Annotated in this window: 22 protein-coding genes; 7 read left to right on the forward strand and 15 right to left on the reverse strand. The window is 58.3% G+C overall.

Annotation, left to right across the window (positions count from 1 at the left end; genetic code table 11):
• Nucleotides 1–14 precede the first annotated feature (14 nt).
• From RG836_RS06930 to mnmG, 5 genes are all read right to left on the reverse strand, one after another.
• On the reverse strand, nucleotides 15–422 hold the full coding sequence (locus tag RG836_RS06930; RefSeq protein WP_310844309.1) for a F0F1 ATP synthase subunit I: 408 nt from the start codon (nucleotides 420–422) through the stop codon (nucleotides 15–17).
• Nucleotides 423–570: 148 nt separating this feature from the next.
• A complete protein-coding gene (locus RG836_RS06935) occupies nucleotides 571–1,443 on the reverse strand; it encodes a ParB/RepB/Spo0J family partition protein (RefSeq protein WP_310844311.1) in 873 nt (290 codons plus the stop codon).
• A 9-nt stretch (nucleotides 1,444–1,452) separates the two neighbouring features.
• A complete protein-coding gene (locus RG836_RS06940; RefSeq protein ID WP_310844312.1) occupies nucleotides 1,453–2,250 on the reverse strand; it encodes a ParA family protein in 798 nt (265 codons plus the stop codon).
• 18 nt (nucleotides 2,251–2,268) lie between these two features.
• Entirely contained in the window at nucleotides 2,269–2,913 is a 645-nt protein-coding gene (rsmG, locus tag RG836_RS06945) for a 16S rRNA (guanine(527)-N(7))-methyltransferase RsmG (protein WP_310844315.1), read from the reverse strand.
• Entirely contained in the window at nucleotides 2,910–4,808 is a 1,899-nt protein-coding gene (mnmG, locus tag RG836_RS06950) for a tRNA uridine-5-carboxymethylaminomethyl(34) synthesis enzyme MnmG (RefSeq protein ID WP_310844316.1), read from the reverse strand. Before mnmG ends, rsmG begins: the two co-directional genes overlap by 4 nt.
• A 525-nt stretch (nucleotides 4,809–5,333) precedes the next feature.
• Here mnmG and RG836_RS06955 point away from each other — a divergent pair.
• The 3 genes from RG836_RS06955 (at nucleotide 5,334) to RG836_RS06965 (ending at nucleotide 9,352) form a co-directional block, all read left to right on the forward strand.
• Nucleotides 5,334–5,840 carry a sigma-70 family RNA polymerase sigma factor gene (locus tag RG836_RS06955; protein WP_310844452.1) on the forward strand — a complete coding sequence of 169 codons (507 nt, stop codon included), beginning with the start codon at nucleotides 5,334–5,336 and terminating at the stop codon, nucleotides 5,838–5,840.
• The gene (locus RG836_RS06960) at nucleotides 5,840–6,787 is read left to right on the forward strand and encodes a FecR domain-containing protein (protein ID WP_310844318.1); all 948 of its coding nucleotides are present in this window, start codon (nucleotides 5,840–5,842) and stop codon (nucleotides 6,785–6,787) included. The genes RG836_RS06955 and RG836_RS06960 overlap by 1 nt, the downstream gene beginning before the upstream one ends.
• Before the next feature lie 189 nt (nucleotides 6,788–6,976).
• On the forward strand, nucleotides 6,977–9,352 hold the full coding sequence (locus RG836_RS06965) for a TonB-dependent siderophore receptor (protein WP_409078059.1): 2,376 nt from the start codon (nucleotides 6,977–6,979) through the stop codon (nucleotides 9,350–9,352).
• Between the two features lie 45 nt (nucleotides 9,353–9,397).
• On the opposite strand, the gene mnmE is transcribed toward RG836_RS06965, so the two are convergent.
• The 5 genes from mnmE to rpmH all read right to left on the reverse strand — a co-directional run bounded on the left by mnmE (nucleotide 9,398) and on the right by rpmH (nucleotide 13,322).
• Complete coding sequence (gene mnmE / locus RG836_RS06970) at nucleotides 9,398–10,768, reverse strand: tRNA uridine-5-carboxymethylaminomethyl(34) synthesis GTPase MnmE (protein WP_310844321.1); 1,371 nt, start codon at nucleotides 10,766–10,768, stop codon at nucleotides 9,398–9,400.
• 78 nt (nucleotides 10,769–10,846) lie between these two features.
• Nucleotides 10,847–12,529, reverse strand: a complete 1,683-nt coding sequence (gene yidC, locus RG836_RS06975) for a membrane protein insertase YidC (RefSeq protein ID WP_310844322.1) — start codon at nucleotides 12,527–12,529, stop codon at nucleotides 10,847–10,849.
• A gap of 2 nt (nucleotides 12,530–12,531) precedes the next feature.
• Nucleotides 12,532–12,777 (reverse strand): membrane protein insertion efficiency factor YidD, encoded by a 246-nt coding sequence (yidD, locus tag RG836_RS06980; protein WP_010465488.1) that lies wholly within the window; start codon nucleotides 12,775–12,777, stop codon nucleotides 12,532–12,534.
• A complete protein-coding gene (gene rnpA / locus RG836_RS06985; RefSeq protein ID WP_310844453.1) occupies nucleotides 12,770–13,171 on the reverse strand; it encodes a ribonuclease P protein component in 402 nt (133 codons plus the stop codon). The genes yidD and rnpA overlap by 8 nt, the downstream gene beginning before the upstream one ends.
• Nucleotides 13,172–13,187: 16 nt before the next feature.
• Nucleotides 13,188–13,322: a 50S ribosomal protein L34 gene (rpmH, locus tag RG836_RS06990; protein WP_003213577.1), complete on the reverse strand. Its 135-nt coding sequence runs from the start codon at nucleotides 13,320–13,322 to the stop codon at nucleotides 13,188–13,190.
• 566 nt (nucleotides 13,323–13,888) lie between these two features.
• Here rpmH and dnaA point away from each other — a divergent pair.
• The 4 genes from dnaA to gyrB are packed head-to-tail and all read left to right on the forward strand — an operon-like array spanning nucleotide 13,889 to nucleotide 20,099.
• Nucleotides 13,889–15,403, forward strand: coding sequence for a chromosomal replication initiator protein DnaA (gene dnaA / locus RG836_RS06995; protein WP_310844324.1), 1,515 nt, complete (start codon nucleotides 13,889–13,891; stop codon nucleotides 15,401–15,403).
• A 39-nt stretch (nucleotides 15,404–15,442) separates the two neighbouring features.
• Nucleotides 15,443–16,546, forward strand: coding sequence for a DNA polymerase III subunit beta (gene dnaN, locus RG836_RS07000; RefSeq protein ID WP_310844325.1), 1,104 nt, complete (start codon nucleotides 15,443–15,445; stop codon nucleotides 16,544–16,546).
• A 20-nt stretch (nucleotides 16,547–16,566) separates the two neighbouring features.
• Nucleotides 16,567–17,670 carry a DNA replication/repair protein RecF gene (gene recF, locus RG836_RS07005; RefSeq protein ID WP_310844326.1) on the forward strand — a complete coding sequence of 368 codons (1,104 nt, stop codon included), beginning with the start codon at nucleotides 16,567–16,569 and terminating at the stop codon, nucleotides 17,668–17,670.
• Nucleotides 17,671–17,675: 5 nt separating this feature from the next.
• Nucleotides 17,676–20,099 carry a DNA topoisomerase (ATP-hydrolyzing) subunit B gene (gyrB, locus tag RG836_RS07010; RefSeq protein ID WP_310844328.1) on the forward strand — a complete coding sequence of 808 codons (2,424 nt, stop codon included), beginning with the start codon at nucleotides 17,676–17,678 and terminating at the stop codon, nucleotides 20,097–20,099.
• A 64-nt stretch (nucleotides 20,100–20,163) separates the two neighbouring features.
• Here gyrB and RG836_RS07015 read toward each other — a convergent pair whose 3' ends face one another.
• The 5 genes from RG836_RS07015 to glyQ form a co-directional block, all read right to left on the reverse strand.
• A complete protein-coding gene (locus RG836_RS07015) occupies nucleotides 20,164–20,385 on the reverse strand; it encodes a hypothetical protein (protein WP_310844329.1) in 222 nt (73 codons plus the stop codon).
• 238 nt (nucleotides 20,386–20,623) lie between these two features.
• Complete coding sequence (locus RG836_RS07020; protein ID WP_310844330.1) at nucleotides 20,624–21,397, reverse strand: lysophospholipid acyltransferase family protein; 774 nt, start codon at nucleotides 21,395–21,397, stop codon at nucleotides 20,624–20,626.
• Between the two features lie 82 nt (nucleotides 21,398–21,479).
• Nucleotides 21,480–22,013, reverse strand: a complete 534-nt coding sequence (gene gmhB, locus RG836_RS07025; RefSeq protein WP_310844331.1) for a D-glycero-beta-D-manno-heptose 1,7-bisphosphate 7-phosphatase — start codon at nucleotides 22,011–22,013, stop codon at nucleotides 21,480–21,482.
• A gap of 9 nt (nucleotides 22,014–22,022) precedes the next feature.
• Entirely contained in the window at nucleotides 22,023–24,077 is a 2,055-nt protein-coding gene (gene glyS / locus RG836_RS07030; RefSeq protein ID WP_310844333.1) for a glycine--tRNA ligase subunit beta, read from the reverse strand.
• Nucleotides 24,074–25,027: a glycine--tRNA ligase subunit alpha gene (glyQ, locus tag RG836_RS07035; RefSeq protein ID WP_003213601.1), complete on the reverse strand. Its 954-nt coding sequence runs from the start codon at nucleotides 25,025–25,027 to the stop codon at nucleotides 24,074–24,076. The genes glyS and glyQ overlap by 4 nt, the downstream gene beginning before the upstream one ends.
• Nucleotides 25,028–25,086 lie beyond the last annotated feature (59 nt).

The raw sequence follows: 25,086 nt of genomic DNA on the forward strand, positions 1-25,086 counted from the left end.
TTGCCTCAAACGCCCTAAGGTCTCGAAAGTCTTGTTCTCATCAGCAGGGGAGCGAACCAGCTGACCAGTTGGGTCAGCACGAAGACGCCGAATACAGCCAGCGGCGCCAATGGCTTCACACCTGCGAACGTCAATGCAAAGAGCACTGCCGTCAAAATCAGTTTGCCCGCCTCGCCGGCATAAAAAGACCGGACGATGGCTTGAGCTGCTCGGGCGCCGGAAAACCGAAAGGCCCTGTGAGCGAAATACATATTGGGCAGCAAGGCTATCAGGCCTCCGCAAAGTCCCGAGTATCCGGCAACGACTCCATGCCATTGCCAGAGCGCCAACGCGGCAATCAGCAAAATGACAAATTGAGCCATTAACACCGGAAAAACTGCCAGGCGATGGAACGGCAAGCGGTTTGGCGTGCGTGTTTCCATCACTTTTGCTCTCCAATGGTCGGCTGCCAGAATTCAGTAACTTGGCATAATTTGTGCCGACAAAATGCGCGCAGAGTATAGGGGCGGTTCAGCCCCTATTCAACTGTCAGGTAGTGATTTCCGACTGCGCGCTACATGAGGAAATGTTTCAGCGAATGTGTGCGAGCACACCTTGTAGCTCATCAAGCGAGTTGTAGCCAATCACCAACTGGCCTTTACCCTTCTTGCCGTGCCGAATCTGCACCGCAGAGCCTAGGCGCTCGGCCAAACGCTGTTCGAGCCGAGCGATGTCCGGATCTGGCTTGGCGGCTTCCACAGGCTCCGGTTTGCCACTCAGCCACTGGCGAACCAGTGCCTCAGTTTGGCGCACGGTGAGGCCTCGTGCGACAACATGTCGCGCCCCTTCAACCTGTTGATTTTCTGGCAATCCGAGCAAAGCACGGGCATGACCCATTTCCAGGTCACCGTGGGACAGCATGGTTTTGATGACTTCCGGCAGCGCGATCAGCCGCAGCAAGTTAGCCACGGTCACGCGTGACTTGCCCACCGCTTCAGCAACTTGTTGCTGGGTCAGCTGGAATTCCTGCTGCAAGCGCTGCAGGGCTACCGCCTCCTCAATCGGATTGAGGTCTTCGCGCTGGATGTTCTCGATCAGCGCCATGGCGATCGCGGTTTCATCCGGCACATCACGGACCATCGCTGGAATGGTTTCCTGGCCAGCCTGCTGGCTGGCGCGCCAGCGGCGCTCACCGGCGATGATTTCGAAACGACCGTTGCCCAGCGGACGCACCACAATCGGCTGCATCACGCCTTGGGCCTTGATCGAGTTCGCCAGTTCTTCCAGCGCTTGCGGGTCCATGTCCCGGCGCGGCTGGTATTTACCGCGCTGGATCAGGTCCAGCGGCAAGTGCTGCAGTTCCCGTTGATCGGCCTGGACCGCTTGTTCTTCCAGGGAGCTGACAGTCGGACCACTCAGCAGTGCATCCAGTCCACGTCCGAGACCTCGTTTCTTGACGGCCATGGGGATTCCTTAAGTTGGCTGAGCGGCGGCAGTGCGGGGATTGCGACGTTGACGGCGAACCATCTCGCCCGCCAGTGCCAAGTAGGCCAGCGCACCACGGGATTGTTTGTCGTAGGCCAGCGCCGGCATGCCGTAGCTCGGGGCTTCTGCCAGACGGATGTTGCGTGGAATGACGGTGTCGTACAGCTGCTCGCCGAAGTGTTCCTTGAGCTGCGCCGAGACATCGTTCATCAGGCTCAGCCGCGGGTCATACATGGTCCGCAGCAAGCCTTCGACCTTGAGATCCGGATTGAGCAATTCGGCGATCCGCTTGATGTTATCCACAAGGTCGCTCAAGCCTTCGAGGGCGAAGTACTCGCACTGCATGGGGATAATCACCCCGTCGGCCGCGACCAGCGCATTGAGCGTCAGCATCGACAGCGACGGCGGGCAGTCGATCAAAATGTAATCGTAGTTTTCACGGATCGGCGCCAGCGCGCTGCGCAGACGACTTTCCTTCATCTGCATTTCCAGCAGCACCACTTCAGCAGCGGTGAGGTCACGGTTGGCCGGCAGCAATTGATAACCGCCGTGCTCTGAGTAATGCATGGCCTGACCCAGATCGCATTCACCGATCAACAGGTCGTAGACCGAGTTTTCCAAGCCGTGTTTATCCACACCGCTACCCATGGTGGCGTTGCCCTGTGGATCGAGATCGATCAACAACACCCGGCGCTTGGTCGCGACCAGGGATGCTGCGAGGTTGATGCAGGTGGTGGTCTTGCCCACACCACCTTTCTGGTTCGCTATCGCGAATACCTTAGCCATTCTTGCTTGTGTTCCCAATCATGCCGTGCGGCGCAGTATCAGCAGATGGCGTTGGCCTTGGCAACCGGGTACGGCCAAGGCGTGTTCGCTATCGAGGTGGAAGTCCGCCGGCAATGCTACCAGTTCATCGGCCGGATGGACGCCCTTCATTGCCAGCCAACGCGTGTCACGGTCGCCGAGGTGGCGGGTCCAGTTGCTGAAATTTTCCATGCTGCTGAACGCCCGGGAAATGATCCCGTTAAACGGCTGTGCAGGCTGGAACGCTTCAACGCGACTGTGGATAACCTGCAGATTGTCGAGTTTCAGTTCGAGTTTGACCTGGGTCAGGAACCGGGTTTTCTTGCCGTTACTGTCCAGGCAGGTGACCTGGGACTCAGGAAACAGGATCGCCAGGGGAATGCCGGGCATTCCGCCGCCGCTGCCGACATCCAGCCAGCGGCCGTTTTCCACAAATGACATCACGCTCAAGCTGTCGAGCAAGTGACGTGACACCATTTCGTCCGGGTCGCGCACAGCGGTCAGGTTGTAAGCCTTGTTCCATTTGATCAACAAGGCCAGGTAACCCAGCAATTGCGCATGCTGGGCTTCGGTCAAGTCGACGCCGAGCTGGCGTGCACCTGTGGATAACTCTTCTGCATGCTGCAAGGTGACCAACGAACTCAAGCGCTTTGCTCCAACTGACGGCCCGCGCCGCGTTTTTTCAAATGGATCATCAACAGCGAAATGGCCGCCGGCGTGACGCCGGGAATCCGCGAGGCCTGGCCGAGCGTCTCAGGGCGGGTCGCACCGAGCTTGCTCTGGATCTCCTTGGAGAGCCCGGAGATGTTGGTGTAGTCGATATCCACAGGCAATCTGGTGTCCTCGCTGGCTCGCAGGCGGGCGATTTCGTCCTGCTGGCGATCGATATAACCGGCGTATTTGGTCTTGATCTCGACCTGCTCGGCGACCTGTGGATCATCGGCGCCCTGCCCGGTGACTTCGACCAGACCTGCGTAGTCGATTTCCGGCCGGCTCAAGAGGTTGAGCAAGTTGTATTCATGCGTCAGCGGCGTGCCGAATTTCTCGGCAATCGCATCGCCCTGCTCGGTACCCGGGCGAACCCAAGTGCTTTTCAGACGTTGCTCTTCCAGCTCGATGCTTTCGCGTTTTTTGCAGAACGCCGACCAACGGACGTCGTCAACCAGACCCAATTCGCGACCTTTCTCGGTCAGGCGCAGGTCGGCGTTGTCTTCGCGCAGGATCAGGCGGTATTCGGCGCGGGAGGTGAACATCCGATACGGCTCCTGGGTACCCAGGGTGATCAGGTCGTCAACCAACACGCCGATGTACGCCTCGTCACGACGCGGGCACCAGGCTTCTTTGCCCTTGGCGCGCAGTGCTGCGTTGGCCCCGGCCAACAAACCTTGGGCACCGGCCTCTTCATAGCCCGTGGTGCCGTTGATTTGTCCGGCGAAAAACAGACCGCCGATTACCTTGGTTTCCAGGCTGTATTTCAAGTCGCGCGGGTCGAAGTAGTCGTATTCGATGGCGTAACCGGGACGCACGATGTGTGCGTTTTCCATGCCGCGAATCGATTGCACGATCTGCAACTGCACGTCGAAGGGCAACGAGGTCGAGATGCCGTTCGGATACAGCTCATGGGTGGTCAGGCCTTCCGGCTCGATGAACACCTGGTGGCTTTCCTTGTCGGCAAAGCGGTGAATTTTGTCTTCGATCGACGGGCAGTAGCGCGGACCGATGCCTTCGATCAGCCCGGAATCGGAATACATCGGCGAACGATCGAGGTTCGCGGCAATGATTTCGTGGGTACGCGCGTTGGTGTGCGTGATCCAGCAACTGACTTGCTTCGGATGCTGCTCCTTCGACCCCATGAACGACATCACCGGGATCGGCGTGTCGCCCGGTTGCTCGGCCATCACCGAGAAATCCACCGAACGACCGTCGATGCGCGGCGGTGTCCCGGTTTTCAGGCGACCGACGCGCAGCGGCAGTTCACGCAGGCGATGGGCCAGGGCAATCGACGGAGGATCGCCAGCACGGCCGCCGGAATAATTCTGCAAACCAATGTGGATAAGTCCACCGAGAAAGGTGCCGGTGGTCAGAACTACGGAATCGGCGAAGAAGCGCAGACCCATTTGAGTGACAACACCGCGCACTTGCTCCTGCTCAACGATCAAATCGTCAGCGGGTTGCTGAAATATCCACAGGTTGGGCTGGTTTTCGAGGATTTCGCGGACAGCGGCCTTGTACAACACCCGGTCAGCCTGGGCGCGAGTGGCGCGCACGGCGGGGCCTTTGCGGCTGTTCAACACGCGAAACTGAATACCACCCTTGTCGGTGGCGATGGCCATCGCGCCGCCGAGGGCGTCGATTTCCTTGACCAGGTGGCTTTTGCCGATCCCGCCAATGGCCGGGTTGCAGCTCATGGCGCCGAGGGTTTCCACGTTGTGCGTCAGCAACAGGGTCTTTGCCCCCATGCGTGCTGATGCAAGTGCTGCCTCGGTACCGGCATGACCGCCGCCGATGACGATCACTTCAAAACGGGAAGGGAAATCCACCACGCACCTCGTGCCTGCTTCAGTTAGGTAATAGGAATATAGGTTGCTGAGCCCTGGTTTTTCGACCAGGTCGGCAAGTATAGGGACTTCGCCCTTCCTAAAGAACCCTTTGCACAAAATTTAACCAGCTGTGGAGAACTATCGGGTAATAGAAATTAAAAGAGAGAAATTTATTAAATCTTTGTTTTTATGTTTATTTCTACTGAGCAGCCTTTCTGTGGATAGATTCATGCAGGCCTTTATTATCAATGTGTACAGCGATTCAAAACCCTGTGCCCATGTGGTCAAGAGCCCCTTGGATAACCGGTGTAAGCCTGTGGATTAAAGCAGTGGTTATCCACAGAGGCGGTTACCTTCAGTTTTCAAGGGGGTTTATCAACTGCCCTTAGAGGCACTTACACACAGGGCTTATTCGATAGTTGTGGGCAAATATCAGTGAGCAAAAGGCCAAATGCAGGACGCTATTGTGAGAAGACGTAACAAAAGCTAATAATAGCCATTATCATCCACTCACCCTTTATGCCTATGTCCTTGCCTGCGCACACTGCTGCCGTTCAGCGAATCTATGAGCAACACCATTCCTGGTTACATGGATGGCTCAGGGGCAAATTGCATGACGCCTGCGATGCGGCGGATGTAGCCCATGACACCTTTGTGCGCATCCTCAGTGCGCGTAATGCGCTGCAGATCCTGGAACCTCGCGACTACCTGGCCACCGTTGCGCGGGGACTGGTGATTGATCGGTATAGACGGCGCGCCATTGAGTCGGCGTATCTGGAAACCCTGGCAACACGCCCGCAAGCCACGGAAATCAGCGAAGAGGACAAGGCAGTCATCATTGAAACCTTGATGGCTGTGGACAAAGCGTTGACGGGATTGGGCACCAGAGCCCAGCAGATATTCATGTTGTCGCAGGTCGATGGCCTGACTTATCAACAGATCGCCGATCGGTTGCAGGTGTCACTGACTACTGTGAAGAAACACATGATCCGTGCGCTGACAGAATGCTCGTTGATCATGGCGAGTCTGTGATGGCTATCACCCCTGATCGCAAAGTCTTCGAAGCGGCGGCCAGTTGGTACGTGCAGTTTCAGGCGGATCCGCCGAGTCCGGCCGAGCGCCAGGCTTGGGAACGCTGGCTGAACAGTGATCCGGCACATCAATCGGCCTGGAACCACGTCGAACAATTGCAGCGCAACCTCGGCACATTGCCTCAGGATCTGACGCGACGTGCCTTGTCGGCCACCCAACAACGCCGCCATGTGCTCAAGTTGCTGCTGATCCTGGCGGGCACCGGATACGCTGGCTGGACACTTAAGGAACACACCGCGGTCGGCGACTTTTGGGCCGACTACCGTACCCAGGTTGGCCAGCGGCGCACGGTCGAACTCGCCGACGGCAGCCAAATTCACCTGAATACCGATACCGCCATCGACGTGCTGTTCAATGATCAGCAGCGGTTGATCCGGTTGCGCAGTGGCGAACTGCTTATCCGCACCGGCAAGCGCGGCGATCCACGGCCGTTCTTTGTCGAGACTCACCAGGGCCGCATCCAGGCGCTGGGCACGCGTTTTTCGGTGCGGCAGTTGTCCGGCATGACGCGGGTCGGTGTGCTTGAGGATCGGGTCACGGTGCTGCCCAGTGAACAGTCCGGCAGTGGTCAGTTGTTGAAGGCGGGTGAAGGCGTCGATTTCGACACTCAACGACTGGGTGCCATTCATGGCTACCGAGCTTCCGACGTGGCGTGGGTCGATGGCCAGTTGATCGTGCTCGACGCCCGCCTCGGTACGGTCATCGAAGAGCTGGGCCGTTATCGCGCCGGTGTTCTGCTGTGTGATGAGGCGGCGGCGCGGCTGCGGGTATCCGGAACCTTCCGCCTCGATTCTACGGAAGCAGTACTGGCCAACCTGCAAGCGGCGCTGCCGATCAGCGTGCGCTATTTCACCCGCTACTGGGTGTCGATCACGCCGACAGCCTGATCGAAATGCACCGTAGGAAAAATAGTTGCGCAGGGGGTTATCTTTTTCAAACCTGACGCGGCCCTACAGGTAATCGCGATCTACGCGGCTTTCGCCACCTTCAGGGCTTATCCACTCATGCGCTTTCCTACGATCCCGTTGCCAGCACGTCAGCGTCTTTCCTACCACTGCATTGCCTACGGCTTACTCATGACCGGCACGGCCAGCGCCTGTCTGGTATCGGTCAATGCCATGGCCGCAACCGCCGTACAACGTTACGCCATCGCCGCCGGCCCGCTGGACAATGCCCTGAGCCAATTCGCTGCGGCCGCCAATGTGATCCTTTCGTTCTCCCCCCAACAAACCGCCCATTTACGCAGTGCGGGGTTGAGCGGCAACTTCTCGGTCGAGCAGGGTTTCGCCACCTTGCTTCAGGGCTCGGGTTTGCAAGCCGTGCTTCAAGCACCTGGCAGCTACATTCTGCAGCCAGTGCCAGCGTCTGACTCGGTGGTGCTTGCACCCACTAACATCAGCGCGCAGCAAACCAATGCGATGAACCTCGATTACAGCGCGGACGTTGGTTACAAAGCGCAAAACAGCCGCATCGGTACGAAAACCAGTACGCCGCTTTCGGAAACCCCGCGCTCGGTGTCGGTGGTGACCGGTCAGCGCATCAAGGATCAGAAATCCCAGACCCTGACCGATGTGCTGGGCTACGTCCCCGGCATTTTCGCGCCACCCTTTGCCGCCGGTGATGGCCTGGCCGGGGATCTGTTCTTTATTCGCGGCTTCAACGCGACGGATTATGGCTACGGCCTGTTGCGCGATGGACTACGGGTGCAAGGCAACCGGTATGACACCAGCACCGAACCCTACGGCCTGGAACGGGTTGAGGTATTCCGTGGGCCGTCGTCCCTGCTGTACGGCGAAAACGCTCCCGGCGGCCTGGTCAACTTGGTGAGCAAACGCCCGACCGCCGCGCCTCAGGGCGAGGTGCAGCTCAGTTACGGTTCCAATAATCGTCGGCAATTGGGCGTCGACGTCTCTGGCCCGTTGAACGACAGCGGCGATATCCTTGGCCGGGTGGTCGTGCTTGGTCGCAACGCCGACACGCAAACCGACCATGTGCCGGACGACCGTATTTACGTGGCGCCGTCGCTGACCCTGAATTTCGACGACTTCAACACGCTGACGTTGCTGGCCAACTACCAGAAAGACCACACCAATCTGGAACTCGGCCTACCCGCCGCAGGTACTTTACTGAAGAACCCCAACGGTAAACTGTCCAAGCATACGATGCTCGGCAACCCGGACTGGAACACTTTCGAGCGGGAAACCTGGAGCGCCGGCTACGAATACAGCCACAGCTTCAATGACGATTGGCAGTTCCGCCAGAACTCGCGGTACATGCAGTCGCGCATCAACCGCCATGAAACCTGGCCCGGCAACTTGAACAACGCCGGTTTCGGCACCAACGTGAACATGACCGCCTACGACCGCTACAACAAATCGATGGTCTACTCGCTGGATAACCAACTGGAAGGAAAATTCGAAGTCGGTGGCCTGGAAAACACCGTGCTGTTTGGCGGCAGCTTCGACCGCACGTCCTACAACCAGGACTGGAATGCCGGCATCGTCGGCCCGATTAACGTGTTCAACCCGGTGTATCTGCGCGATCCGCTGACACCCATCGCTGTGCAAAACACTTTGCTCGAGCAGGAGATGAAAGGCGTTTACGCGCAAATCCAGAGCAAGTACGACCATTGGCTGTTCTTGCTCGGTGGCCGTCAGGATTGGGTCGACAGTGATTTTCGCGACAAGGTGGCCAGGGGCAGCAATATTAGCTCTGAGGACAAGAAGTTCACCTACCAGGGCGGCGTGATGTACCAGTTCGACAACGGCCTCACGCCGTATGTCAGCTACTCCACCGCGTTCGTGCCGGTGCAGCAGATCTCCAATGCCGGCGCGCCGTTGGACCCGATCACCAGCAGCCAGTATGAAGTGGGCCTCAAATACGAACCAATCGGCTGGGACACCGCGTTCACCGCCTCGGTGTACGACTTGCGAAAGAAAGACGACACCTATTTCGATGGCACCACCAACAGCTATCGCCAAGTGGGCGAAAGCCGCGCCAAAGGGGTTGAGCTGGAGGTCAACAGCAACCTGACGCCTAACCTCAACGTCACGGCGGCGTACACCTACACCGACGCGCGAATCACCGAAGATTCCGCCACCTCGTTGGTGAAAGATCACCAAATGACCGGTGTGCCGCGCAATCAGGCGTCGGTGTGGGGCAAATACAGCTTCCTCGAAGGCAGCCTCAAAGGCCTACGGATCGGTGGCGGAGTTCGCTACTTCGACAGCACGTTCTCCTACACTGCGCCGCCCCTCTATGGGAAGCTCGACGCAGGCGACGTGACCTTGGTAGATGCGGCGATCGGCTATCAGATCGATCGCAACTGGTCGGTCGACCTTAACGCGAAAAACCTCTTCGACAAGGAATATGTGTCGGGCTGTAACGACGCCGGCCGTTGCTATTGGGGCGACAGTCGCACGCTGCTGGGCTCTGTTTCCTACAACTGGTAAATCGAAAGAGAAAGAAGGGCGGTGGATAACTTATCCACCAACCTTTTATTTGCCGATACAGAAGCTGGAGAAGATCCGCCCTAACAAGTCATCCGAGCTGAAGGCGCCGGTGATTTCGCCAAGCGCATGCTGTGCCTGGCGCAGGTCTTCGGCCAGCAACTCGCCGGCACCCGCCAAGGTCAGCTGTGCACGACCGTGTTCCAACGCGGTGCTGGCGTGGCGCAAGGCTTCCAAATGCCGTCGGCGCGCGCTGAAGCTGCTCTCCGACGTCTGCTCATAGCCCATGCAGGCCTTGAGATGATCGCGCAGAAGATCCAGTCCGCCATTGGTTGATTTGGCGCTCAGGCTGATAGTCACGTGGCCATCGTCGCTCACGTCCAGCGCAATGGCTTCGCCCGTCAGGTCGGCTTTGTTACGAATCAGCGTGACCTTCGCCGGATCCGGTCGGGTTTCGAGGAACTCCGGCCACAGGGCGAAGGGGTCCAACGCCTCAGGCGCGGTGCTGTCCACCACCAACAACACGCGATCCGCCTCGCCGATCGCTTTCAACGCGCGTTCAACGCCGATTTTTTCCACCTGATCGTCGGTATCCCGCAGGCCGGCGGTGTCGACAACGTGCAGTGGCATGCCATCAATGTGGATATGTTCGCGAAGAATGTCCCGGGTGGTGCCGGCAATTTCAGTCACGATCGCTGCTTCGCGTCCCGCCAGCGCATTGAGCAGGCTCGACTTGCCGGCGTTAGGCCGGCCGGCGATCACCACCGTCATGCCGTCGCGCAACAACGCGCCCTGCCCGGCTTCGCGGAGCACTGTGGATAACTCGTCACGCACCTTATCCAGCATCGAAAGCACATGGCCGTCGGCGAGGAAATCGATTTCCTCCTCTGGGAAGTCGATCGCCGCTTCAACATAAATACGCAGTGCGATCAGTTGTTCAGTCAGTTGATGCACACGCTGGGAGAATGCGCCTTGCAGCGAGCGCAACGCATTTCTTGCAGCTTGCGCGGAGCTGGCTTCGATCAAATCGGCAATGGCCTCAGCCTGGGCGAGGTCGAGTTTATCGTTGAGGAAGGCCCGTTCGCTGAACTCCCCCGGCCGTGCGAGCCGGCAGCCCAGTTCGAGGCAGCGCTTAAGGAGCATGTCCAGGACAACAGGGCCACCATGACCTTGCAGTTCCAGTACATCTTCGCCGGTAAAGGAGTTTGGCCCGGGGAAATACAAGGCGATGCCTTCATCCAGCACTAATTCATCGGAGCCGAGAAAAGGACCGTAATGGGCAAAACGCGGCTTGAGTTCGCGGCCAACGATGGCTTCGGCCGCCGCATTGGCCAGCGGCCCGGAGATCCGGACGATGCCGACACCGCCGCGGCCCTGTGCGGTAGCGACAGCGGCGATGGTTTCACGGGGAGCACTCATAACCGGGTTCCAGACAAAAATGGCAGGTAGCAAAACGCCCCACTAGGGGGCGTCTTGAGTGGTTATCCACAGAGTAAGTTACGCCGCGGCTTTTTTGGTAGCCGCTTCGATCTTACGAGTGATGTACCACTGTTGAGTGATGGACAGGACGTTGTTGACGACCCAGTACAGCACCAGACCCGCCGGGAACCACAGGAAGAAGAAGGTGAAGATGATCGGCATCATCTTCATCACCTTGGCCTGCATCGGATCCGGAGGCGTTGGGTTCAACTGCTGCTGGATGAACATGGTGGCGCCCATGATGATCGGCAGAATGAAGAACGGGTCTTTGATCGACAGGTCCGTGATCCACAGCATGAACGGTGCCTGACGCATTTCCACGCTTTCCAGCAACACCCAGTACAGCGAAAGGAAAACCGGCATCTGCACCAGGATCGGCAAGCAGCCACCCAGTGGATTGATCTTCTCTTTCTTGTACAGCTCCATCATCGCCTGCGACATTTTCTGCCGGTCGTCGCCGTGCTGTTCTTTCAAGGCCGCCAGTTTCGGGGCCACGGCGCGCATGCGAGCCATGGATTTGTAACTGGCCGCTGACAGCGGAAAGAACAGGCCTTTGATCAGCATGGTCAGGAAGATGATCGACCAGCCCCAGTTACCGACAATGGCGTGGATGTGTTGCAGCAGCCAGAAGATTGGCTGGGCAATGAACCACAGAATGCCGTAGTCAACGGTCAGTTCCAGGCCTGGGGACAACTCTTTCAATACCGCCTGACTTTTCGGACCGGCGTACAGGATGGCGCTGGTCTCGGCCTTGGCACCCGGAGCGGCAGTGAATGCCGGGCCGGTATAGCCAATGATGTAGTTGCCTTTGCTGTCTTTACGGGTCTGGACGACGTTGTTTTCGCCCTTCGCCGGAATCCATGCGGTCACGAAGTAGTGCTGCAACCAGGCAACCCAGCCGCCGGTCACGGTTTCTTTCAACTGAGCCTTGTCCATGTCCTTCATGGACACTTTTTTGTACGGCTCGCCACTTGTCCACAGGGCAGCGCCCAGGTAAGTCGCGGTGCCAGTGGCCGTGCTGGAAGAAGGATCGGAACTGTCGTCACGCTTGAGCTGGGCAAACATCGCGCCGGACCAAGGTTGTGCGCTCTGGTTATCCACCAGGTAGGTCACCGTAACGTCATACAAGCCACGTTTTACCGTGAAACGCTTGATGTAATTGACGCCGTCCTTGCTGAGCTTCAAGTCAACGACCAATTGGTCCTGACCGTCAGCCAGTTGATAAGTCTTCTTCTCCGAGGAGTAGACCGGACGGCCGGCAGGACTGGCGTCCGGGCCGTTGGTGCCGATCAGGCCGCTCTGGGCCAGGTAAGTCCGCTCGCCACCGTTATCGAACAGCTGGAATGGGATTTCCGGGTGGTCCTGGCGACGTGGATAACGCGGCAACTTCAGCTGGGCAACATCACCACCCTGAGGGTCGATCGCCAGTTCGAGCACATCCGTCTTGATCTGGATGAGGTCTTTGCTTGCAGCCACCGGCGCTTCGACTGGCGCACTGGTGTCGCTTGCGGCGCGTGGAATGTCGTCACTGACAGCAGCGTTATTGCCAGTCGCCGTGTCCGGCAGGCCCGGTGCGGTCGTACTGGAAGCAACATTCTGAGTCGGCAGGGCAGCCTGGCCATAGTCCTGGTTCCATTTAAGAACCATAACGTAGGACACGATTGCCAGGGCGACGATCAGGATCGTGCGTTTGATATCCATGATTACTCGGCCATCGAAGAAGAACGGGAGGTAGGGATAGGTGGAACCGGGTCATAACCACCGGGATTCCACGGATGACAGCGACCTAAACGACGAAAGGTCAGCCAGCCACCGCGTAGAAGGCCATGGTTTTCAATGGCTTCATACGCGTAGCAGGAACAACTGGGGTAGAAACGACAGTGACTGGCCATCAAGGGACTAATGGCATAGCGATAAAACTGGATCGGAACGAGTGCCAGTTTACGCATCAGTGCTGTCTACCCCTACAGTTTCGGTTTTGACTGCTGGGACCGGCTTGCTACGTGCCAGACGCTTCCAGAGTTTGCCGAAATGCTGAATCAATTCGGGGCTTTCTACATCACCCAAACCTTTGCGCGCGACGATAACGATGTCCCAGCCGACCAGAGCTTCCTGGTTCAGACGGAACGATTCGCGCATCAGACGTTTGAGGCGATTTCGCTCAACGGAGAGTTTCACACTCTTTTTCCCGATTACCAGCCCGAGTCGGGGGTGATCAAGATCGTTGGTGCGTGCAAGGAGCAGGAGGTTTTTCCCCGGAACCTTGCCGGTAGGGGAGTCAAAGACTGCCTTGAAATGCCGGGGAGTAAGCAGACGCTTTTCCCGACTGAAGTCCTGACTCACCTCCAGTGCCGGATTATCAAACTGCCAGACGCGCACGACCTTTGGCGCGACGACGCGACAGGACGGCACGACCGTTCTTGGTAGCCATGCGAGCACGGAAACCGTGGGTACGAGCGCGTTTGATAGTGCTTGGTTGGAAAGTACGTTTCATGTCGTGTTACCTGGTTCGTCCACAACGGGCCGGAATGGCCCCCGTTTTAAGAGACCGGGGATTCTAGAGAAAGCAAGCCTCTAGGTCAATTTCCAACCAGCGTTTCCTGTAAATAGATCTCAAGGCCTTCAAACGCTTTTGGCTGTGCAACCCAAATATAAAATTAAAGAAGGGAATTATTTAAAGCTTTTCTGTAAAGCTTATAAAGGCTAGGGAGAAGTTCTTCTGTGGATAAGTGCCTTGAGGTCAGTCAAATCAGGCTGTACAGAGAATGACAACTAGGCGGGAAAGCGGTGGCAAATCTGTGCTGCGCTGTCGGATAAGCTGTGTGTGGAACAGGCAGTTATCCACAGGGCGGTTATCCACCGACTTTCGCCCCCACTTGTCCAGTGCCCTTAGAGGCGGTTATCCACAGAGCTTATTCACAGACCGTCGGTCGTGTTTTTTCCGTATAAATCAGTGATTCAGCGATACCCCACAGCAACCTTCGTGTGGATAAGTCCGCGTCTGGCCGCTACAATGGCCGCTTGTTTTTGCCTCACCGGCTTTCAACTTAGGGGATATCCGTGTCAGTGGAACTTTGGCAGCAGTGCGTGGAGCTCTTGCGCGATGAGCTGCCTGCCCAACAATTCAACACTTGGATCCGTCCACTACAGGTCGAAGCCGAAGGCGACGAATTGCGTGTCTATGCGCCAAACCGTTTCGTTCTCGACTGGGTCAATGAAAAGTACCTGGGGCGGGTGCTCGAACTGCTGGAAGAGCACGGCAACGGTTCGACGCCAGCGTTGGCCTTATTAATAGGCAGCAAGCGCAGTTCTGCCCCGCGTGCGGCGCCGAATGCGCCATTGGCCGCCGCCGCTTCGCAGGCTCAAGCCTCGCCGGCCCCGGTCAGTGCGCCGGCTCCCGCGCCAGCACCGACCAAACGGGCTACACAGAAAGTTGCCGAGGTCAGCGAAGAACCGTCCCGCGACAGTTTTGACCCTATGGCGGGCGCCAGCTCGCAACAGGCCCCGGTACGATCAGAACAACGTACCGTGCAGGTTGAAGGCGCGCTCAAGCACACCAGCTACCTGAACCGCACTTTCACATTCGAGAATTTCGTCGAAGGTAAGTCCAACCAGTTAGCCCGCGCGGCTGCCTGGCAGGTGGCGGATAACCCCAAGCACGGATACAACCCGCTCTTCCTTTATGGCGGCGTCGGTTTGGGTAAAACCCACTTGATGCACGCGGTGGGTAACCATCTTTTAAAGAAGAACCCGAATGCCAAGGTCGTGTACTTGCATTCCGAGCGCTTCGTGGCCGACATGGTCAAGGCGCTGCAACTCAATGCCATCAACGAATTCAAGCGCTTCTACCGGTCGGTGGACGCGTTGCTGATCGATGACATTCAGTTCTTTGCCCGCAAGGAACGGTCGCAGGAAGAGTTCTTCCACACCTTCAACGCCCTGCTTGAAGGTGGCCAGCAGGTCATTCTCACCAGTGACCGCTACCCGAAAGAAATCGAAGGGCTCGAAGAGCGCCTTAAATCCCGCTTTGGTTGGGGTCTGACCGTCGCCGTCGAGCCGCCAGAGCTGGAAACCCGTGTGGCGATCCTGATGAAAAAGGCAGACCAAGCCAAAGTCGATCTGCCCCACGACGCTGCGTTCTTCATCGCTCAGCGCATTCGTTCCAACGTCCGCGAGCTGGAAGGCGCGCTCAAACGCGTGATCGCACACTCGCACTTCATGGGCCGCGACATCACCATCGAGTTGATTCGTGAATCCTTGAAAGACTTGTTGGCGCTGCAAGACAAACTGGTGTCTGTGGATAACATTCAGCGTACTGTCGCTGAGTACTACAAGATCAAGATATCCGATTTGCTGTCCAAGCGTCGTTCGCGCTCGGTGGCACGTCCGCGTCAGGTCGCCATGGCCTTGTCCAAGGAGCTGACCAACCACAGCCTGCCGGAAATCGGTGATGTGTTTGGCGGCCGCGACCATACGACTGTTTTGCACGCCTGCCGCAAGATCAACGAACTTAAGGAATCCGACGCGGACATCCGCGAGGACTACAAGAACCTGCTGCGAACACTGACCACTTGATGAACTCCAGCGCAGCTTATTAAGGCAAGGGACTAGACCATGCATTTCACCATTCAACGCGAAGCCCTGTTGAAACCCCTGCAACTGGTCGCCGGCGTCGTCGAACGCCGCCAGACCTTGCCGGTACTTTCCAACGTGCTGCTGGTTGTCGAAGGCCAGCAACTGTCGCTGACCGGTACCGACCTGGAAGTCGAACTGGTCGGTCGTGTGCAACTTGAAGAGCCGGCCGATCCGGGCTCCATCACCGTGCCGGCGCGCAAGCTGATGGACATCTGCAAGAGCCTGCCGAACGACGCGCTGATCGACATCAAGGTTGACGAGCAGAAGCTGGTGGTCAAGGCAGGTCGCAGCCGTTTCACCCTGTCGACCCTGCCGGCGAACGATTTCCCGACCGTTGAAGAAGGCCCGGGTTCGCTGACTTGCAGCCTCGAGCAGAGCAAGCTCCGTCGCTTGATCGAGCGCACCAGTTTCGCCATGGCCCAGCAGGACGTTCGCTATTACCTCAACGGTATGCTGCTGGAAGTGTCCGCCGGTGTGATCCGTGCCGTGGCTACCGACGGCCACCGTCTGGCTATGTGCTCGATGCAGGCCGACATCGGTCAGCCTGATCGTCACCAAGTGATTGTGCCGCGCAAAGGCATCCTGGAACTGGCGCGTCTGCTGACCGAGCCGGACGGCATCGTCAGCATCGTGCTGGGCCAACACCACATCCGCGCCACCACCGGCGAGTTCACGTTCACTTCAAAATTGGTCGACGGCAAATTCCCTGACTATGAGCGTGTACTGCCAAAAGGCGGCGACAAGTTGGTATTGGGCGATCGCCAGGCACTGCGCGAAGCGTTCAGCCGCACCGCGATTCTGTCCAACGAGAAGTACCGTGGAATCCGTCTGCAATTGGCCAATGGTCAGCTGAAGATCCAGGCGAACAACCCGGAGCAGGAAGAAGCGGAAGAAGAAGTGGGCGTCGAGTACTCCGGTGGCTCGCTGGAAATCGGGTTCAACGTCAGTTACTTGCTCGATGTACTGGGCGTGATGACCACCGAACAAGTGCGCCTGATCCTGTCCGACTCCAACAGCAGCGCGTTGGTACAAGAGTCCGACAACGACGACTCGGCTTACGTTGTCATGCCGATGCGTCTGTAATCATGTTCAGCAGAAGCTAGATGTCCCTCAGTCGCGTCTCGGTCACCGCGGTGCGCAATTTGCACCCGGTGACCTTCTCCCCCTCTCCCCGCATCAACATCCTGTACGGCGCCAACGGCAGCGGCAAAACCAGTGTCCTGGAAGCCATTCACCTGCTGGGGCTTGCCCGTTCGTTTCGCAGCACCCGCCTGTTGCCGGTCATTCAGTACGAACAACTGGCCTGCACGGTGTTCGGTCAGGTGGAACTGGCCGAGGGTGGGCACAGCGCGTTGGGCATCTCTCGTGATCGTCAGGGCGAGTTTCAGATCCGCATCGACGGTCAGAATGCGCGCAGCGCCGCGCAACTGGCGGAGATTCTGCCACTGCAGTTGATCAACCCTGACAGCTTCCGACTGCTGGAGGGCGCGCCGAAGATTCGCCGACAGTTTCTCGATTGGGGCGTGTTCCATGTCGAGCCGCGATTCATGTCCACCTGGCAGCGCTTGCAGAAGGCCCTGCGCCAGAGAAACTCTTGGCTTCGGCATGGTACACTTGACGCCGTTTCGCAAGCGGTTTGGGACAGGGAACTGTGCCAGGCCAGCGCTGAAATTGATGAATACCGCCGTGCTTATATCAAAGCCTTGAAACCAGTCTTTGAACAAACCTTGAGCGAACTGGTAGAGCTCGAGGGTTTGACGCTCAGCTATTACCGCGGTTGGGACAAAGAACGCGAACTCAGTGCTGTACTCGCGTCGTCTCTTCAGCGGGACCAGCAAATCGGGCATACCCAGGCCGGACCACAACGCGCTGACTTGCGTCTTCGATTGGGCGCACACAATGCCGCGGACATTCTGTCCCGGGGTCAGCAGAAGTTGGTGGTCTGTGCTTTGCGCATCGCTCAAGGGCATTTGGTGAGCCAGGCCCGGCGCGGCCAGTGTATTTATCTGGTGGATGACTTGCCGTCCGAGTTGGACGAGCAACACCGCCGCGCGCTGTGCCGTTTGCTGGAAGACTTACGCTGCCAGGTGTTCATCACCTGTGTAGACCACGAATTATTGAGGGAAGGCTGGCAGACGGAAACGCCAGTCGCTCTGTTCCACGTGGAACAGGGCCGTATCACCCAGACCCACGACCATCGGGAGTGAAGGCATTGAGCGAAGAAAATACGAATACGTACGACTCAACCAGCATCAAAGTGCTGAAAGGCCTGGATGCCGTACGCAAACGTCCCGGTATGTACATTGGCGACACCGATGATGGCAGCGGTCTGCACCACATGGTGTTCGAGGTGGTCGACAACTCGATCGACGAAGCGCTCGCTGGCCATTGCGACGACATCAGCATCATCATTCACCCGGATGAATCCATCACCGTGCGCGACAACGGTCGTGGCATTCCGGTAGACGTGCACAAAGAAGAAGGCGTGTCCGCGGCCGAGGTCATCATGACCGTGCTGCACGCCGGCGGTAAATTCGACGACAACTCCTATAAAGTCTCCGGCGGCCTGCACGGTGTGGGCGTTTCGGTGGTGAACGCATTGTCGGAAGAGTTGATCCTGACCGTGCGCCGCAGTGGCAAGATCTGGGAGCAGACCTACGTCCACGGTGTCCCACAGGAGCCAATGAAGATCGTTGGCGACAGCGAAACAACCGGCACCCAGATTCACTTCAAGCCTTCGGCTGACACCTTCAAGAACATCCATTTCAGCTGGGACATCCTGGCCAAGCGGATTCGTGAACTGTCGTTCCTCAACTCCGGTGTCGGCATCGTCCTCAAGGACGAGCGCAGCGGTAAAGAGGAACTGTTCAAGTACGAAGGTGGCTTGCGTGCGTTCGTTGAATACCTGAACACCAACAAGACGGCGGTCAATCAGGTGTTCCACTTCAACATCCAGCGCGAAGATGGCATCGGCGTGGAGATCGCCCTGCAGTGGAACGACAGCTTCAACGAGAACCTGTTGTGCTTCACCAACAACATTCCACAGCGCGATGGCGGTACTCACTTGGTGGGCTTCCGTTCCGCACTGACGCGTAACCTCAACACCTACATCGAAGCCGAAGGCTTGGCGAAGAAGCACAAAGTCGCCACCACCGGTGACGATGCCCGCGAAGGCCTGACTGCGATCATTTCGGTCAAGGTGCCGGATCCGAAGTTCAGCTCGCAGACCAAAGACAAGCTGGTGTCTTCCGAAGTGAAGACCGCGGTCGAACAGGAAATGGGCAAGTACTTCTCCGACTTCCTGCTGGAAAATCCGAACGAAGCCAAGCTGGTCGTCGGCAAGATGATCGACGCCGCCCGTGCCCGTGAAGCCGCGCGCAAGGCCCGGGAGATGACCCGCCGCAAAGGCGCGCTGGACATCGCCGGCCTGCCGGGCAAACTGGCGGACTGCCAGGAAAAAGACCCGGCGCTGTCCGAACTGTACCTGGTGGAAGGTGACTCTGCTGGCGGCTCCGCCAAGCAGGGACGCAACCGCAAGACCCAGGCCATCCTGCCGCTCAAGGGCAAGATCCTGAACGTCGAAAAGGCGCGTTTCGACAAGATGATCTCTTCTCAGGAAGTGGGCACCTTGATCACCGCGCTGGGCTGCGGCATTGGCCGAGACGAGTACAACATCGACAAGCTGCGTTACCACAACATCATCATCATGACCGATGCTGACGTCGACGGTTCGCACATCCGTACCCTGCTGCTGACCTTCTTCTTCCGTCAGTTGCCGGAGCTGATCGAGCGCGGCTACATCTACATCGCCCAGCCGCCGCTGTACAAGGTCAAGAAAGGCAAGCAAGAGCAATACATCAAAGACGACGACGCCATGGAAGAGTACATGACGCAGTCGGCCCTGGAAGACGCGAGCCTGCACCTCAACGAAGAAGCCCCTGGCATTTCTGGCGAAGCCCTCGAGCGCCTGGTGAACGACTTCCGTCTGGTGATGAAGACGCTCAAGCGTCTGTCGCGCCTGTACCCGCAGGAGCTGACCGAGCACTTCATCTATCTGCCGGCCGTGAGCATGGAGCAACTCTCCGACCACGCAGCGATGCAGGATTGGCTGGCGCAGTACGAAGTCCGCCTGCGCACCGTCGAGAAATCGGGCCTGGTCTACAAGGCCAGCCTGCGCGAAGACCGTGAACGTAACGTCTGGTTGCCCGAAGTCGAACTGATCTCCCACGGCCTGTCGAACTACGTCACCTTCAACCGCGACTTCTTCGGCAGCAACGATTACAAAACCGTTGTTTCCCTGGGCGCGCAGCTAAGCACCCTGCTCGACGATGGCGCGTACATCCAGCGTGGCGAACGCAAGAAAGCCGTGACCGAGTTCAAGGAAGCCCTTGAATGGCTGATGGCCGAAAGCACCAAGCGCCACACCATCCAGCGCTATAAAGGGCTGGGTGAGATGAACCCGGATCAGTTGTGGGAAACCACCATGGACCCGGGTTCGCGCCGGATGCTCAAAGTCACCATCGAAGACGCCATTGGCGCCGACCAGATTTTCAACACCCTGATGGGTGACGCGGTCGAGCCACGTCGTGACTTCATTGAAAGCAATGCCCTGGCGGTGTCTAACCTGGATTTCTGATCCGGTTTGATCATCTGCCATAAAAAACCCCGACCTTCGAGTCGGGGTTTTTTATGGCTGCTCTTCAGTCACTCGAGAACGTCGGCAAGCCCTCCTCTTTCGGCTGGAAGGAACCGTAGCCGCTGACGTAAACGCGGCCGTGCTCGGGAATAACCACCATGCCGTTGTCGGCCATGCTCTTGGCTTCAAGCGCGCGCAGGAATTTGGACCGGATATCGTCGGCACCGATGCTGCCATTCTCGACGCCGGCGCGGTACTCCTTGACCAGGTGTTGCAGGGGCCACAAGAATTCGCAGTGTGTTCTGTGATGCGCAGGTCGCACAGTTCCAACTGTACGAAGGCCATTTTTAACTGTTTATTGAGGGCGTAAAAAAACCGGCTCACAAAGGCCGGTTTTTTATGCCAGGGAAAACTTATGCACGCTTTTCGAATTTTTATGTGTTTATGAAATATGTAGAAAAATCATGAAGTTATGACACAAAAATGACAGTTTTTCGGAAAACGGTACACAGGTTATCCACAGATCATCCAACGGCAACTGTATCGGTCGCTGCGGGTGTTTCAGGCAGTGATCCCATCTCCCGCTGACGCTGTTCATTCCAAGCCTGTACCCGGTCATTCAGCTCGGCGATGGCTCGGGGCCCCGAGCCGATCGCGTACATCGGTTCACCGATGATCACCGTGATGACACCTGAAGTTTTCGCCCAACCGGTCTTCGGCCAGAACTTGCCAGCGTTGTGCGCAATCGGTAGTACCGGCAGTTCGGCGTTCACCGCCAGCGCGGTACCGCCACGGGAAAACTTGCCCACGGTGCCGAATGGGACACGCGTGCCTTCCGGGAAAATCAGCACCCAGACGTTGTCTTTCAGCAGTTCATCGCCCTTCTTCGCCACATGCTTGAGCGCGGCTTTCGGGTTATCACGATCGATCGCGATTGGCCGCAACATGGCCATCGCCCAGCCGAAAAACGGCACGTACAACAGTTCGCGCTTGAGCACCTGGCTCAAGGGCTGGAAATAGGCCGAAAGAAAAAACGTCTCCCAGGTGCTCTGGTGGTTCGACTGAATCACGCATGGGCGCTCGGGTACATTCTCGGCGCCTTTGACTTCATAGCGAATGCCAAGGAATACCTTGCTCAGCCACAGCGCGCAGCGGCACCAGTACACATTGATAAAACGGTAACGCGCCTTGAATGGCAGAAACGGCGCGATGAAAAAGCTCAGGCTGCACCAGAGCAGAGAGCTGGTGCCCAGCAGCAGGTAAAAGAGCAAGGTTCTGATTGCCTGCAGTATCGACATAGCGGCATTTACCATTCGCGGGGATTGCCCGCCTGTTAAAAGCACACTCCCGGACAGTCCTTGTCAGGATGTCAGTAGCGCTTTAGTGGTGGATAAGTTCTGCGGCAACCGCCGCCAGATCGTCAAAAATCAAAGTGCCTACCGGTAGGGTCTTGCCCAAAGTCTTGTCGCCTTTTCCGGTCTTTACCAACACAGGCTGAGAATCGACGGCCTTGGCCGCCTCCAGGTCACCAAGGCTGTCGCCGACGAACCATAAATCCGTCAGCGAGACACCATAGTGCCCGGCGATGGTCTTCAACATCCCCGGTTTTGGCTTGCGGCAATCACAGCCTTCGTCCGGACCGTGCGGGCAATAGACGATCAGCCCGACTTCACCGCCCTGCTCCGCCACCAGTTCGCGCAGGCGCGCGTGCATGGCGTCGAGGGTGGCGAGGTCGTAGTAACCGCGAGCGATGCCTGACTGGTTGGTGGCAATCGCCACCGTCCAGCCAGCCTGGCTCAACTGCGCAATCGCTGCGATCGAACCGGGCAATGGAATCCATTCCTCCACCGATTTGATGTACGCATCGGAGTCGTAATTGATCACACCATCCCGATCGAGAATCAGCAGTTTCACAACAGCCCCTCAACCCAGCAGCGAAATATCGGCAACGCCCAGGAACAAGCCCCGCAGACGCGCCAGCAACGCATAGCGGTTGGCACGCACGTTGGCATCCTCGGCATTGACCATCACCGCTTCGAAGAACGCATCCACCGGTTCGCGCAGTGCCGCCAGGCGCGCCAGGGATTCGCTGTACTGCCGCGCTGCCGCCATCGGTTGCACCGCTTGATCCGCTTGCTGGATCGCCGAATACAGCGAGAACTCGTTGGCGTTGTCGAAGTATTTGGCTTCCACCACCGCTGGGATCGAACCTTCAGCCTTGCTCAGCAGGTTCGACACGCGCTTGTTCACCGCCGCCAGCGCTGCCGCTTCCGGCAGTTTGCGGAAGGCTTCCACCGCTTGCACACGCTGATCGAAGTCCAGCGCCGAGCCTGGCTTCAGTGCCCGCACCGACAGATAAGTACCAACGTCGACGCCTTCGTCTTCGTAACGTGCACGCAGGCGATCGAAGATGAACTCCAGCACCGCCTCGTTCAGGCCGGCAGCCTTGACCTTGCCACCGAAGGCATTGACGGCAAACGCCACCGCGTCGTTGAGGTCGAGGTCCAATTGTTTGTCGATCAGGATGCGCAGCACGCCGAGGGCGGCGCGACGCAGGGCGTACGGGTCCTTGCTGCCGGTGGGCAACATGCCAATGCCGAAGATCCCCACCAGGGTGTCCAGCTTGTCGGCAATCGCCACGGCCGCGCCGGTGACGGTGGACGGCAGTTCAGCGCCGGCACCGCGGGGCATGTACTGTTCGTTCAGCGCCAATGCGACGTCTTCGGGCTCACCGTCGTTGAGGGCGTAGTAGTAACCGGCCACGCCTTGCATCTCAGGGAACTCGCCGACCATCTCGGTCGCCAGGTCGCACTTCGACAGCAGGCCGGCACGGGCCGCGCGCTGGGCATCGCCGCCGATGCGCGTGGCAATGTAGGCCGCCAGTTTGGAAACGCGCTCGGCCTTGTCGTAGACGCTGCCGAGTTTTTCCTGGAACACCACGTTTTGCAGGCGCTGGTTGAAGCTTTCCAACGACTGCTTCTTGTCTTGCTTAAAGAAGAACTCGGCGTCGGTCAGGCGCGGGCGGACGACTTTCTCGTTACCGGCGACGATCTGCTGCGGGTCCTTGCTCTCAATGTTGGCCACAGTGATGAAGCGCGGCAGCAACTTGCCGTCGACATCCAGCAGGCAGAAGTATTTCTGGTTGTCCTGCATGGTGGTGATCAAGGCTTCTTGCGGCACGTCGAGGAAGCGTTCCTCGAACGAGCACACCAGCGGCACCGGCCATTCCACCAGCGCGGTCACTTCATCGAGCAGGCCTGGCGGCACGATGGCGGTGCCTTCCTGCAGGGTGGCCAGCTCTTCAGTGCGCTTGCTGATCAGCGCGCGACGCTCGTTGGCGTCGGCCAGCACATAAGCGGCCCGCAGGTCGTTCAGGTAGTTGGCCGGCGAGCTGATGCGCACGCTCTGCGGGTGATGGAAGCGGTGACCACGGGAATCGCGGCCGGCCCTTTGCGCAAGGATCGTGCAATCGATGACCTGGTCACCGAGCAGCATCACCAGCCATTGGGTTGGACGCACGAATTCTTCTTTGCGCGCACCCCAGCGCATGCGCTTGGGGATCGGCAGGTCGTTCAACGAGTCTTCAACGATGGTTGGCAGCAGGCTGGCAGTCGGCTTGCCGGCGATGCTTTGGCTGTAACGCAGCTTCGGCCCGCTCTGGTCGATTTCGCTCAGCTCGACGCCGCACTTCTTGGCAAAGCCCAGCGCCGCCTGGGTCGGGTTGCCATCGGCATCGAACGCGGCCTGGCGTGGCGGGCCGTCGAGGTTGATGCTGCGATCCGGTTGCTGGGTGGCCAGTGCGGTAATCAGCACGGCCAAGCGCCGCGGTGCGGCGTACACGGTTTTCGCTTCGTAGCTCAGGCCAGCGGCTTGCAGGCCTTTGTCGATCCCGGCAAGGAAGGCCTCGGCCAGGGTGTTCAGGGCTTTGGGTGGCAGTTCTTCGGTGCCCAGTTCAACCAGAAAATCTTGAGCACTCATTGTGCAGCCTCCAGCTTGGCCAGTACTTCGTCACGCAGGTCCGGGGTCGCCATCGGGAAGCCCAGCTTGGCGCGCGCCAGCAGATAGGCTTGCGCTACGGAACGCGCCAGGGTGCGCACACGCAGGATGTATTGCTGACGCGCGGTGACCGAGATCGCCCGGCGCGCATCCAGCAGGTTGAAGGTATGGGAAGCCTTCAACACCATTTCATAGCTCGGCAACGGCAGCGGCTGGTCGAGCTCGATCAGGCGCTTGGCTTCGCTTTCATAGAAGTCGAACAGCTCGAACAGCTTTTCGACGTTGGCGTGTTCGAAGTTGTAGGTCGACTGCTCCACTTCGTTCTGGTGGAACACATCGCCGTAGGTGACTTTGCCGAATGGGCCGTCAGCCCAGACCAGGTCGTACACCGAGTCCACGCCTTGCAGGTACATCGCCAGGCGCTCGAGGCCGTAGGTGATTTCGCCGGTCACCGGGTAGCACTCAATGCCGCCCGCTTGCTGGAAGTAGGTGAACTGCGTCACTTCCATGCCGTTGAGCCAGACTTCCCAACCCAGGCCCCAGGCGCCCAGGGTCGGCGATTCCCAGTTGTCTTCGACGAAACGGATGTCGTGGACCAGCGGGTCCAGACCGACGTGCTTGAGCGAGCCCAGGTACAGTTCCTGGAAGTTGTCCGGGTTCGGCTTCAGTACCACCTGGAACTGGTAGTAGTGCTGCAGACGATTCGGGTTTTCGCCGTAGCGGCCGTCAGTCGGTCGACGACTGGGCTGCACATAAGCGGCGTTCCAGGTTTCCGGGCCAATGGCGCGCAGGAAGGTAGCGGTGTGGAAAGTGCCGGCGCCTACTTCCATATCGTAGGGCTGAAGTACCACACAACCTTGCTCGGCCCAGTATTGCTGGAGGGCGAGGATCAAGTCTTGGAAGGTACGCACGGCTGGCGTAGGCTGGCTCACGAATTCACCTGTTTCTTGGGCTGCGATTTAAAGAGCGGGAGTATACCCGATTCGGTCGC

Source organism: Pseudomonas rhizozeae (assembly GCF_031583775.1).
Taxonomy (GTDB): Bacteria; Pseudomonadota; Gammaproteobacteria; order Pseudomonadales; family Pseudomonadaceae; genus Aquipseudomonas.

Coding starts and splice junctions, on each gene's coding strand:
- recF (WP_310844326.1), top strand. CDS start 16,567: ATGTCCCTCAGTCGCGTCTCGGTCACCGCGGTGCGCAATTTGCACCCG.
- yidD (WP_010465488.1), bottom strand. CDS start 12,777: ATGCGTAAACTGGCACTCGTTCCGATCCAGTTTTATCGCTATGCCATT.
- RG836_RS06940 (WP_310844312.1), bottom strand. CDS start 2,250: ATGGCTAAGGTATTCGCGATAGCGAACCAGAAAGGTGGTGTGGGCAAG.
- RG836_RS06965 (WP_409078059.1), top strand. CDS start 6,977: ATGACCGGCACGGCCAGCGCCTGTCTGGTATCGGTCAATGCCATGGCC.
- glyS (WP_310844333.1), bottom strand. CDS start 24,077: ATGAGTGCTCAAGATTTTCTGGTTGAACTGGGCACCGAAGAACTGCCA.
- RG836_RS06930 (WP_310844309.1), bottom strand. CDS start 422: ATGGAAACACGCACGCCAAACCGCTTGCCGTTCCATCGCCTGGCAGTT.
- rpmH (WP_003213577.1), bottom strand. CDS start 13,322: ATGAAACGTACTTTCCAACCAAGCACTATCAAACGCGCTCGTACCCAC.
- RG836_RS06935 (WP_310844311.1), bottom strand. CDS start 1,443: ATGGCCGTCAAGAAACGAGGTCTCGGACGTGGACTGGATGCACTGCTG.
- mnmE (WP_310844321.1), bottom strand. CDS start 10,768: ATGAGTGCTCCCCGTGAAACCATCGCCGCTGTCGCTACCGCACAGGGC.
- dnaN (WP_310844325.1), top strand. CDS start 15,443: ATGCATTTCACCATTCAACGCGAAGCCCTGTTGAAACCCCTGCAACTG.
- RG836_RS06960 (WP_310844318.1), top strand. CDS start 5,840: ATGGCTATCACCCCTGATCGCAAAGTCTTCGAAGCGGCGGCCAGTTGG.
- RG836_RS06955 (WP_310844452.1), top strand. CDS start 5,334: ATGTCCTTGCCTGCGCACACTGCTGCCGTTCAGCGAATCTATGAGCAA.
- yidC (WP_310844322.1), bottom strand. CDS start 12,529: ATGGATATCAAACGCACGATCCTGATCGTCGCCCTGGCAATCGTGTCC.
- RG836_RS07020 (WP_310844330.1), bottom strand. CDS start 21,397: ATGTCGATACTGCAGGCAATCAGAACCTTGCTCTTTTACCTGCTGCTG.